The following is an 11,748-nucleotide window of genomic DNA, read 5'->3' as shown; positions in this document are numbered from 1 at the left end:
GCGGTAAGCATCAACATCGTTCATGGGATTTTGGAAGCGGAGTAAGGAAGAAAATTGAACATTGTGAGAAGCGAAAATAGTTATTTGTGTGGAGAATATTGCACTTTGAGAGAAGCACTAAACCCAATCGGTCATTAGAGCGTTATAGTGCGATTCGTTATAGAGAAGATAACTTCCTGCCATCTTCCATTTTCTTGTTGAGCATCTTGTTTCTTGTTCGCTCTCGACGCAGCTCGCTACGCCTTCGAACTCACAACCAACCAGCTGCTCAACAATCCAATGAAATCCGTTCAGAATCTAATGACCGATTGGGGCTAAACGATATTTGTATGGAGAACACTGCACTTTATCAATCAAACGGCAGTGACTAGTGGTGAGCCACTGCCTAAAATCGCATAGAAAATGGGGGCAATTCAAAGAAAATCATTACCTTTGCACCAAATAGTCAAATGATAATTACAACACATGGCACAAGAAGACGTTTTTAAGAAAATAGTTTCCCACTGTAAGGAGTATGGATTTGTATTTCCCTCCAGTGAAATCTATGACGGATTGGGCGCAGTCTATGACTACGGTCAACTCGGCGTTGAACTCAAAAATAATATCAAGCAATACTGGTGGCAATCTATGACCTTGCTTCACGAAAACATCGTGGGCATTGATTCTGCCATCTTCATGCACCCCACCATTTGGAAGGCTTCTGGTCACGTAGATGCGTTTAATGACCCTTTGATTGACAACAAGGACTCTAAGAAACGCTATCGTGCTGACGTGCTCATCGAAGATCAACTCGCAAAATATGACGAGAAGATTGAGAAGGAAGTGGCTAAGGGTCGTAAGCGTTTCAAGGAAGCCTTCAACGAAGAAGAATTCCGCGCTACCAACGGCCGTGTGCTTGAAATTGCTGCTAAGCGCGCTGCTTTGCACGAGCGTTTTGCAACAGCTCTCAATGATAGCAACCTCGTAGAATTGCGCCAAATCATCTTGGATGAGGAAATCGTTTGCCCCATCAGCGGTACTCGCAACTGGACTGAAGTGCGCCAATTCAACCTCATGTTTAAGACCGAAATGGGTTCTACCTCTGAGGGTGCATCCACCATCTACCTCCGCCCCGAGACGGCACAAGGTATCTTCGTGAACTACCTCAACGTGCAAAAGACCGGTCGCATGAAGATTCCTTTCGGTATTGCACAAATCGGTAAAGCTTTCCGTAATGAAATCGTTGCTCGCCAGTTCATCTTCCGCATGCGTGAATTTGAACAAATGGAGATGCAATTCTTTGTAAAGCCTGGCACCGAACTCGAATGGTTCAGCCAGTGGAAGGAAACACGTATGGCTTGGCACCAAGCTCTCGGTTTTGGTGCAGAAAACTATCGCTTCCATGACCACGAGAAGCTCGCGCACTATGCTAATGCAGCAAGTGACGTCGAGTTCAAGATGCCTTTCGGATTCAAAGAAGTAGAAGGTATCCACTCTCGCACCAACTTCGACCTCTCACAGCATGCTCAATTCAGTGGTAAGAAGATTGAATATTTCGATCCTGAACTGAACGAAAGCTACACTCCCTATGTTATCGAGACTTCTATTGGTGTAGACCGCATGTTCCTCAGTGTGATGTGCCATGCCTACGAAGAAGAGAAGCTCGAGGGTGGTGATAGCCGCGTGGTGCTCCGCTTGCCTGCTGCCCTTGCTCCTGTGAAGTTGGCCATCTTCCCCTTGGTGAAGAAAGATGGACTCCCTGAGAAGGCACACGAAATCATGAACGAATTGCGTTTCCACTTCAAGTGTGCTTACGAAGAGAAGGATTCTATCGGTAAGCGTTATCGTCGTCACGATGCCATCGGTACGCCTTTCTGCATCACCGTAGACCACGAAACACTCAACGATGGTTGCGTGACCATTCGTGAACGCGACACCATGAAGCAAGAACGTGTGAAAATCGAAGACCTCCGTGCTTTGATTGAGGACAAAGTGTCTATCACCTCTTTGCTCAAGAAACTTAAATAATCTCCCGTTGTTCCCACCTTGTCGATTGTGATAAGGTGGGGGCAGCTCTGTTTGTCAAAGAACTCTATGAATCGCGCATCTCTCTTTACTCTCATGTCGGCTTTGCGTGCTGGACAAGCACGAAGCTGGGGACATTTTGCTCAGACACTTCGCACTTGTTTTGTGCTCCTTCTTGTAGGGTGTGGATTGGCGGTGACAGCTTGTTCAAGCGAAGAAACCATCGATCCTGTCTACGAAAATTGGGCAGCACGCAATATGGCAGCTTTTTCCGATACACTGCGTGTAGCGCGCACTGCTATTGCCCAAGCTAAAGCACAATATGGCGATGCCTGGGCAGAACATACGCCTTGGCGCGTGTTTGGCAACTACACACTAGGCACAGGTGGCAAACCTACAGCTAAGGACACTTTAGTGGTGCGTGTGGTGAGTAGCCAGCTTTCAGCTGCCGAGGCACTAAAAGCTCCACGTCCTCTCTACACCGACACGGTGCGCGTGGCCTATATGGGACGTTTGATGCCCACTTCGGCCGACCCAGCAGGGAAAGTCTTTGACTTTAGTGGCCCTTCTAGATTGGAAAGTGATGTCTTTAACACGGCACTCGGCACTGATGCTCAATTTGCTGTGAGCAACGTCGTGGTGGGTTTCTCCACAGCACTCCAACAAATGCACGTGGGCGATCGCTGGCGCATCTTTATTCCTGCAAAGTCGGGCTATGGCAATGCAGCCCAAACTTCTATTCCTGCTGGCTCGATGCTGATCTTCGACTTGCAGCTACGTAAGTTTTGGCACCCCTAACCCAAGTTGTCTCACAAGACATTGAGCCAAACTTGGAACAAAACGATACATCAACAACACAACTAATAATATGTCCTTTGCTAAACTTCAAATCATCGGTAAGGGGCAGGGAAGAAAGAACAAGTGTCTTGCCAATAATGGTCTGGTCATGAGGCTCTCTTCTTGAAAAACTAAACAGCTATACAAAATCATGCTCGAAATACGCAATCTTCACGCTTCTGTAGAAGGCAAAGAAATTCTTCGCGGCATCAACCTCACCATTCGTGACGGTGAGGTTCATGTGCTCATGGGGCCTAATGGCTCTGGTAAGTCCACTCTCTCTAATGTGCTTGTGGGCAACCCTAAGTTTGACGTGACTGAAGGTGAAATCATCTTCAATGGAAAGAATCTTCTCGAACTTGAACCCGAGGAGCGTAGCCACGAAGGTATCTTCATGTCGTTCCAAGCACCCATCGAAATTCCTGGTGTTTCGATGACAAACTTCATGCGCGCTGCCGTCAATGCTAAGCGTGAATACTTCGGTGAAGAACCCCTCTCGGCTTCTGATTTCCTCAAGGTGTTGCGCGAAAAGCGCAAGCTCGTGGGACTCGATGCTCACTTCATGAGCCGTGGTGTCAATGAAGGTTTCTCTGGCGGTGAACGCAAGCGCAACGAAATTTTCCAAATGGCAGTGCTCGAACCTAAGTTCTCCATCTTGGACGAAACCGACTCTGGTCTTGACGTTGATGCACTCCGCATTGTGGCTGAGGGATTCAATCAACTCCGCAAACCTGAGACTTCTGCTCTCGTGATTACTCACTACCAACGCATGCTTGACTACCTCAAGCCTGACTTTGTACACGTCCTTGTCAACGGTAAGGTAGTGAAAGAAGGTGATGCTACGCTTGGCTACGAAATCGAAAAGCGTGGCTTTGACTGGATCAAAGAAGAATTGGCGCAATAAGACAAAAATAGGCACAGCTCTCGCCGTGCCTCATTTGTGCTGATGCCTAATAACCTAAAGTTTTTTGCTTCACACCTCAACTAATTCTTCTGATTCTTATGTCTAGTCTTCAACAATATCTCGATCTTTATCGCGATGCCCACGACCTCATCGCCCAGCATAGTTGTACTGTGCTCAATGAGCGTCGCCAAGAGGTTGCGCAACTTTTGCAAGATCGTCAGCTCCCCAATACGAAGGTGGAGCGTTACAAATATACAAATGCTGATGCTGCTTTCGCTCCCGATTTTGGCATCAATCTTAAACGCCTTTTAGGAGGTGCTCAGGCTCAAAAGCTCTGCAAGTGCAGTGTGCCAGGACTCCCCACTTATGCCATGTATGTGGTGAATGATGTGGTGGTGCCTCTGTCTGAAGAAGAGCAACTCCCTCAGGGAGTAACGGTGCTCTCTTTTGCACAAGCTGCTGCGCAGTGTCCCGAATTACTCCAAAAGTATTATCATAAGGCCGCTCAACAAGAACCTGCAAATGCTCACAAGAATGTGCAACGCACAGAATATGATGCAGTGACTTTGCTCAACACCTTGCTCGTACAAGATGGAATTTTGGTGCATCTTGCGGCTGGTGCAAAGCTCGATAAGTCTTTGCAAATCGTCTTCCACACGCAGTCTAAGCAACCAATCATGGCAAATCGCCGCCTCCTCGTGGTGGCAGAAGCCGATAGTTTTGGTGAAATCTTGATTTGTGAGCACGCAAAGGGATTAAAAGACAGCCTTTCTACACAAGTTACTGAAGTATATTTGGATGAGAAAGCCGCTGTGTCCATCTACAACCTCGAAGAGACGCGCGAAGGTCACAGCCGATTTACCAACATCTACGTTGAACAACAGAAGGAGAGTCGATTCTCTCTCAATAATCTAGCCCTCAGTACTGGAATTTCTCGCACCATGACCAACGCTCGCTTGTTGGGCGAAGGTGCAGACTGCCAAACAGCCGGTATGGCTATCACCGATGGCAAGCAGCATGTAGACAATACCCTCCTTGTGGATCACGTGGCAGAGAATTGTACGTCCGATATGCTGTACAAATACGTGCTCGATGGTGAGAGCACTGCTGTGTTCGCAGGAAAAGTGATGGTGCGTCCTGATGCTCAGAAGACACTATCACAACAGAGCAGTGCTAATATCTGTTTGTCGCCTACGGCACACGTGCATGCCCTTCCTATGCTGGAGATTTATGCTGACGATGTGCGTTGTAACCATGGCGCTACGATTGGTAAACTCGATGAAGGGGCACTCCTGTATTTGCGTCAACGCGGTATTCCTCTCGCAGAAGCCAAGTTGTTGCTACAACATGCCTTCGTCAACGATGTGCTGCAACGCATCCCCATTGAGGCTCTTCGTGAGCGTTTGTCGCATTTGGTGGAGCTTCGCTTCCGTGGTGAGTTGCATCATTGCCAAGATTGTCACTGCTAAGGTGGCGTTGCTGAGTTCAGCAATTCAAATAAACTAAATAATTTTCCGCACTGCTTCCGGGTTGAGCCGATGCGGTGCGGAATTCTTTTGACGTGATGTGTGCGCACACTATGAGTTGAGGTCAAAGACTACGTGGATTTAGGCGCACCACTATGATATATTCTTTCTATGTACACCTATCGTCAAGATTTTCCCATACTTTCTAGAGAGGTCTACAAGCATCCGCTTGTTTACTTTGACAATGCTGCTACAACGCAGAAACCGCAGTGCGTGATTGATGCCATTTCGCGCGAATATGCGGAGGTGAACGCCAATGTGCACCGAGGCATTCACTATCTTTCCCAACAAGCTACGGAGCTGCATGAGGCAGCGCGCGAAACTGTGCGCAAGTTTATAAATGCTCGCAGCACGAGCGAAATCATTTTCACGCGTGGCACCACAGAGAGCATAAATCTTGTGGCTTATTCCTTTGGAGAAGCCTTCCTCAAAGAGGGAGATGAAGTGATCCTTTCTGTGATGGAACACCATTCTAATATCGTGCCTTGGCAGCTGCTACGTGAGCGAAAAGGTATTGTGATTAAAGTGGTGCCGATGAATGAGGCTGGTGAGTTGGATATGGACGCTTATCGCGCGCTCTTTACTCCTAAGACTCGCCTTGTAAGTATCTGTCATGTGAGCAATGTGTTGGGGACTATAAACCCTGCGCAAGAGCTTATCCGCATCGCTCACGAAGCTGGGGCTAAAGTGCTGCTAGATGGGGCGCAAAGTGTGCCTCACTTTGCCGTAGACGTGCAAGCCTTGGACTGTGATTTCATGGTGTTCAGTGGACACAAAATCTACGGTCCTACAGGAATTGGCGTGCTTTATGGTAAGGAAGACTTGCTCGACCAACTTCCTCCTTATCAAGGTGGAGGTGAGATGATAGCCCGTGTGAGTTTTGAGCACACCACTTTCGAGCGTCTCCCCTATAAGTTTGAAGCTGGCACCCCCGACTATGTGGGCACTCATGCTTTGGCGACTGCGCTAGACTACCTCTCTGCCATCGGTTTGAACAGAATAGCAGCACACGAGGAAGATCTTACCCAATATGCAATGACTCAAATGCGCGAGATAGAAGGCATGAAGTTTTTCGGCACAGCTGCTGCCAAGACTTCAGTCGTATCGTTCAATGTCGGCGACATACATCCCATGGATTTAGGTACACTCCTGGATCGTCTGGGCATCGCCATTCGCACGGGGCATCATTGTGCACAACCGCTCATGGCACGTTGCGGTGTGGAAAGCATGGCGCGCATCTCCTTTGGTCTCTACAACACGCGCGAGGAAGTGGACAGCTTCATCAAAGCTCTCCAACGTGTGGTAGCTATGTTTTAACCCCAAAAGGTCATTAGAACGCTATTGTGCTACTCGTTATAGAGAAAAGATTTTCCTCTAACGATTTGCTCCATCATACTCACGCAGCTGACGTCTTTGACGTCCTCAGGAGAATCTTCTAAGCCTCAGTGCTACTTACCTCTCAAGAGTCTCCACTTTATTTCCAGTGTTTGAAACAGTGCATTTCAAACACTGGATTTCTTTTTAGGGTCACGACTACCCTGTTAGTATATATAAGAGAGTATCTTGGAAATTTTGTATGTAATTGCAGTATTATAGGGAATCAAACGAATATATCCATGGGGTCGCAGTTGTTTCTTTGGATTGCAAAGTGGATATTGCAGCCTTTTGAGTAGACAAGAAAAGGCCTTTCTCAGACTGTCATTGCTTAAGCACTCCTTCCTTGCGAGTTGTCCATGATTCCTGCCAAGTTCGGCTATCAAATCCTTACAGAGATAGGGCTTGAACGATACTTTTTTGTCAAAAAACTTGCTTGTGCTTTGTTTCAGTTGTACTTTTGCAAATGTAATCGAAACGCTATTGTCAATCAAGACAATAATACATTCGATAGATAACAGCAATATGTTGTAGACAACATGAGCTAATGTATAACTAAATTAGAACAATATGAAACAACAAAAAATGATCGACGAGCTTATGTATCGCATCGACCGATACCGCTCCATGGGTAATGGTGCTATGGCACAAGCCCTCAACCAACAACTTCGTGCACTCAATGCGCAAGTAAAATGAGATTCACCAGAAGCAACAGAATATTCGGAAATCGAATAAGGAAAGCTTCAAAAATCTACATGAGATAGATTCTCATTTTTCCATCTCCGTCTTCCCAATACGGGGAAGCCGAGAGCGATGGATTGAAATTTTATTCACCAGTTGTCGTAACAAATGGTTACGCACAACGCAGAAGACGACGAGAAAGCCCAAAAGGCTTTCCTTTTTTTGTGCCTAATCGCAAAGGATTGGGGCACTTTTTCTAATCACACCAGAACTTGTGAGCATACACACACGGCTCAAAAACACATATCCCCTTTTACCGTAAGATCACAAGCCTCAACCTACCCTTCAATAGAGAAACACCGCAGCGCCAACACACAAATATTGATTATCTCTGCTCACTATCCTCCACTTTCTGCCTTACCCCTTCGTTGAGCCCCCCTATTTATATATGGGTCGAAAGAGGGGCAAAGAGAGAAAAAACGGCAAAAAAGTGAAGTTTTTTCTGCGATAACCATTAATTTTATCAACTACACCTTACAGAACAAGCTGAAAACACATTTTCTGCGTAGAAGTCGCGGACAAATCCAGCCAGTTTCATTGCTAGAGCGCACAGTTCCTTTTTGTGGCTAAAACGGCACAAAAGGATATAGAGAAATCCGAGGAATTTCATGTCGATGAAGCCCTCTTGTAGGGCATCATATTTTGCTCAGAAAAAATCATCTTTTCTCGCGCGCACGTGACACGCGCGCGCATTCCCTGGGATTTGCACTTTTTTGCTTTCACAACCTTCACACAAGAACGCTGAAAAGAGGGACTCTGCAACAAGAAAAAAAGGGGAAAAGCAACTTTCACGGAGCACCCTTGTTTGCAAACTGCAGCGAACTCTCAAAAACGTGGGAAGAAGCTCGTAAAAACGTCCAACATTTTCGGAAAAAACTCGGAGAAAAAAAGATAAACGTCGGAGCTTTTCCCTAGAAAACTCCGACGTTCATTTAGCCCCTTTCGGTGAAGGTTGTGAAAGCAAAAAGAACAAAATTGCTGTGATGCGCGCGCGTGAAGGGCGCACAGATGAGAAGCGAAAACTCTACACAGTAATTGCGACAAATAACAAGCCATTTGCAAGACAATTGCACTACGCGAAGCAATCGACAGACTTGCGCACCACAGCACCTCGGGCAAGAGTAGGACGACTCACAGTCGGATGTTACATGAAAGTTCAAGTGCTTTTTCTCGTTCCTCTACCAAAGAATAGCAATATCAACATTTTGACAAGTTCACCTATCAAAATAGAGTGCAATGTTATTTTTCATGTCACTTTTTCGGCGATTTTTCTCTCTTTGCCTAGTTATCCTCCCATATATTATTAGGGGGACACCGATAAAAGAACGCAGCACAACCGACTCTACTATCCTACTCTTCGGTGAGCACATAGCCCAACTTCTTCTTGCCATCGACCTTGATGGCGAGTGCTTGAGGGAAGCGCACATGGCGCACGTGAGCCGTTTCCTCCACGGCAGGGAGGGCATCAAGGGCGGCACGATTGTAGACTCCATCGCCGTTGAAGTCGTTGATGGTGAAATAGCCCACACCGAAGGAGGTGAGGTTTTGGAAGAAGTGAGTACCTTGCGAAGGATCCACGCGATAGTTGGTCAATCCAGCCTCAACGATGATGCGTGCGGCTGAGATGTTGGGCCACTTCACCGGAATCCCCAACCACGAATCGCTCGATCCCCAACGTCCTGGACCCACCAACACATAGTGCTCTCCTCGGTCGAGGAATTTGGCATTGATGCGCGAGATTTCTTCCGCAATTAAGGGGTTGTTACCAGCATTATAGCCATCGGTTTTCACATACACCACATCGGTGATGCCGTCCATTTGTCCGTGCCCCAGCGCATTATTGCTTTGCAGCAGAATGGTTTCAGGACGAATTTCAGAAAGATTGATATGCACATCGCTTTTCACATCGACCATGGGGCGAATTTGCAGCAGATAGAACACACAACTGCGGCTGGCTGCCTCGATTTCCACAGCAAATTCGATTTCGACTGGGCGGCGCATCGCCTCTTGGCCGAGGCGTAAGACTTCGCGCAGGAGATGCGGAAGGGGCACAACATCGTGCTCCAACACTCCTACAAAACTGATGATTTTTCGTCCATCGGGATAAACTCCTGGATAGATGACTTGGTCGGTGGGATTGTAGGTCGAAGCGAGGTGTTGCAAAGCTCCGTCTTTGTCGGCTTCTCGCACAGAGAGTTTCAAGAGATTGAAAGCATCGTCTACGGAGAAATTCTCACCCATATTCTTCAGATCGAGGGCATAAAATCTGGTTTGCGTTTCGCGCAATGCCATTTCGGGGTCCGACATCTGCAACACTTTTCCCGGATGATGGGGACAAATGCGCAACGTCTGTCCACCATCTACTATATATTTTCCCAATCCGAGGGCTAGATTCACGATGCCCTCTTCGGCTCGCTCATCCCCTATGGGATAGTAGTTCAACGAACGTCCAACGCCCGACATGCTGGGATAGTAGCGATCGCCATATTGTCGGCCAACCACTTCTTGCAAGATCACCGCCATCTTTTCTTGGTCGATGACGTTGCGCGTGGCTTGCATGTAGGCTTTGGAGTCTTTAAAAAAGACGGAAGCATACACCCCTTTGATGGCATCGTAGAGCATGGAGAGCATGCGGTGGCGATTGTCCAACAGGGGCACCATATAGGTGTTATATATCCCTGCAAAGGGCTGATAGTGGCTATCTTCGAGCAACGAACTCGAGCGCACCGCGATAGGACTGCTGGTGGCTTCAATGAAGGTGAGGATGTCTCCCTCTAAACTTGCAGGAAGCGTGGCGCGGCGGAAGGCATCGAGGATGACAGCATCGTCGGCATCGGAGAGCGCAAGTTGGTAGAGGTTGTTGTGATCCATGAATTCCTCGAAGAGGTCGGTACAAAGTACCACCGTCTTGGGAATCATCACCGTGGCATTGTCAAACTGATTGAGTTCGGGGTGATGCTTCACGATATTGTCGATGAAAGCAAGACCACGGCCCTTACCTCCCAACGAACCTTCTCCGATGCGTGCAAAATTGGAGTAGCGGTCGAAACGATCGCGACGGAACACGGCAACGACACCTTGGTTTTTCATGCGGCGATAGTCCACAATGGCTTCAAAGATGGCGCGACGATGGGCGTCTATATCTTGAAGTTCCTGCCACGAGAGTTGTTTGACAAACTCGGCAGCAGGAAACATGGCGCGGCTGCGCAACCATCGCGACACGTGATTGCGCGTGATGTGATAGTGCAACGACTCGGCAGGCACATTGAGCACAGCAGATTGCATCTCTTTCAGATTGCGCGCACGCATCACTTCTTGGAAGGTTTTGGGATCACGGAAGATGAAATCGCCAAAACCGAAGTGTTGCTTAACGACCTCACGGAGGTCTACCGCCATCTTCTTGGAATTTTTGTCGATGAAATCGGCATTGTGCGCCTTGGCTTGCACGGCATTTTCAGATTCGGCAGACTCGAGAATGAGCGGAAGAAAGGGGTCGCGCTTGCGCAACTCCGCCAACAGATGCACACCGGCTTGAGGGTCCACCACACCTCCGCGAGGATAGCGCGCATCGGTGATGACTCCCAACACGTTGTTGGGATGGCGGTCGTAGAGGTCGATGGCTTCTTCATAGGTGCGGGCGAGCACGATTTTCGGACGTCCGCGCATGCGAAGGGTGCGCTGGTGCTCATTGAGGGCTTCCGTGGCAAACTCCATGCTTTGCTGCAACACGAATTTATACAATTCGGGCAGGACGGAGGAATAGAAACGGATGTTGTCTTCGACAAGAATGATTTGTTGCACTCCACCTTCTTCGATATCGTGATCGAGATTCATTTTGTCTTCTATCAACTTGATGATGGACAGCAGCAAATCGGTGTTTCCCAACCAACAAAACACGTATTCAAAATCGGAGAGGTCTTCATGCTCGATGCGCGCAGTGATGCCGTGACTGAAAGGGGTGAGCACTACGAGGGGGATGTGCTGGAATTGATGCTTGATGCCTCGGGCGATGTCGAAGGTGTCGCTATTGTCTGTGCCAGGCATCACGATGATGAGATCAAAAGAATTGCGATGCAGTTCTGCCCACGCCTCAGCCTCTGTGCTCACCTGCGTGAAGCGCGGAGGATAGCGGAGAGAGAGGGCGGCATACTCATTGAAAAGTTTCTCATCAATGCGCCCATCGTCTTCGAGCATGAAGGCATCGTAGGGATTGGCGATAAGGAGCACATTGAAGATACGCCGTGTCATAAGATTGACAAACGAGGTGTCTTTGAGATATAGTTGGGTGAGGAGCTGTTTGTCGAGCATACGAATTAGACGTTAGAATTTAGACGTTAGACGTTAGAGATTAGACGTTAGAGG

General features: G+C 47.9%; 7 protein-coding genes. 6 read left to right on the top strand and 1 reads right to left on the bottom strand.

Annotated elements, in window-relative coordinates; all coding sequences use genetic code 11:
- The first annotated feature begins 465 nt into the window (after positions 1-465).
- The 6 genes from HMPREF9999_RS04235 (at position 466) to HMPREF9999_RS10840 (ending at position 7,341) form a co-directional block, all read left to right on the top strand.
- Positions 466-2,007, top strand: coding sequence for a glycine--tRNA ligase (locus tag HMPREF9999_RS04235; RefSeq protein ID WP_009437183.1), 1,542 nt, complete (start codon positions 466-468; stop codon positions 2,005-2,007).
- A 66-nt stretch (positions 2,008-2,073) separates the two neighbouring features.
- Entirely contained in the window at positions 2,074-2,802 is a 729-nt protein-coding gene (locus HMPREF9999_RS09935) for an FKBP-type peptidyl-prolyl cis-trans isomerase (RefSeq protein WP_009437182.1), read from the top strand.
- 190 nt (positions 2,803-2,992) lie between these two features.
- On the top strand, positions 2,993-3,745 hold the full coding sequence (gene sufC, locus HMPREF9999_RS04225) for a Fe-S cluster assembly ATPase SufC (RefSeq protein WP_009437181.1): 753 nt from the start codon (positions 2,993-2,995) through the stop codon (positions 3,743-3,745).
- A 98-nt stretch (positions 3,746-3,843) separates the two neighbouring features.
- Complete coding sequence (sufD, locus tag HMPREF9999_RS04220; protein WP_009437180.1) at positions 3,844-5,214, top strand: Fe-S cluster assembly protein SufD; 1,371 nt, start codon at positions 3,844-3,846, stop codon at positions 5,212-5,214.
- A gap of 168 nt (positions 5,215-5,382) precedes the next feature.
- Positions 5,383-6,588, top strand: coding sequence for a cysteine desulfurase (locus HMPREF9999_RS04215; protein WP_009437179.1), 1,206 nt, complete (start codon positions 5,383-5,385; stop codon positions 6,586-6,588).
- A 627-nt stretch (positions 6,589-7,215) separates the two neighbouring features.
- Positions 7,216-7,341: a hypothetical protein gene (locus tag HMPREF9999_RS10840; RefSeq protein ID WP_009437177.1), complete on the top strand. Its 126-nt coding sequence runs from the start codon at positions 7,216-7,218 to the stop codon at positions 7,339-7,341.
- Positions 7,342-8,736: 1,395 nt separating this feature from the next.
- On the opposite strand, the gene HMPREF9999_RS04200 is transcribed toward HMPREF9999_RS10840, so the two are convergent.
- Positions 8,737-11,694: a PEP/pyruvate-binding domain-containing protein gene (locus HMPREF9999_RS04200; RefSeq protein WP_044063053.1), complete on the bottom strand. Its 2,958-nt coding sequence runs from the start codon at positions 11,692-11,694 to the stop codon at positions 8,737-8,739.
- Positions 11,695-11,748: the final 54 nt, after the last annotated feature.

This window comes from Alloprevotella sp. oral taxon 473 str. F0040, from assembly GCF_000318095.2.
Taxonomy (GTDB): Bacteria; Bacteroidota; Bacteroidia; order Bacteroidales; family Bacteroidaceae; genus Alloprevotella.
Note: the sequence above shows the minus strand (reverse complement) of the source record. Positions and strands in the feature narration are given on the sequence as shown.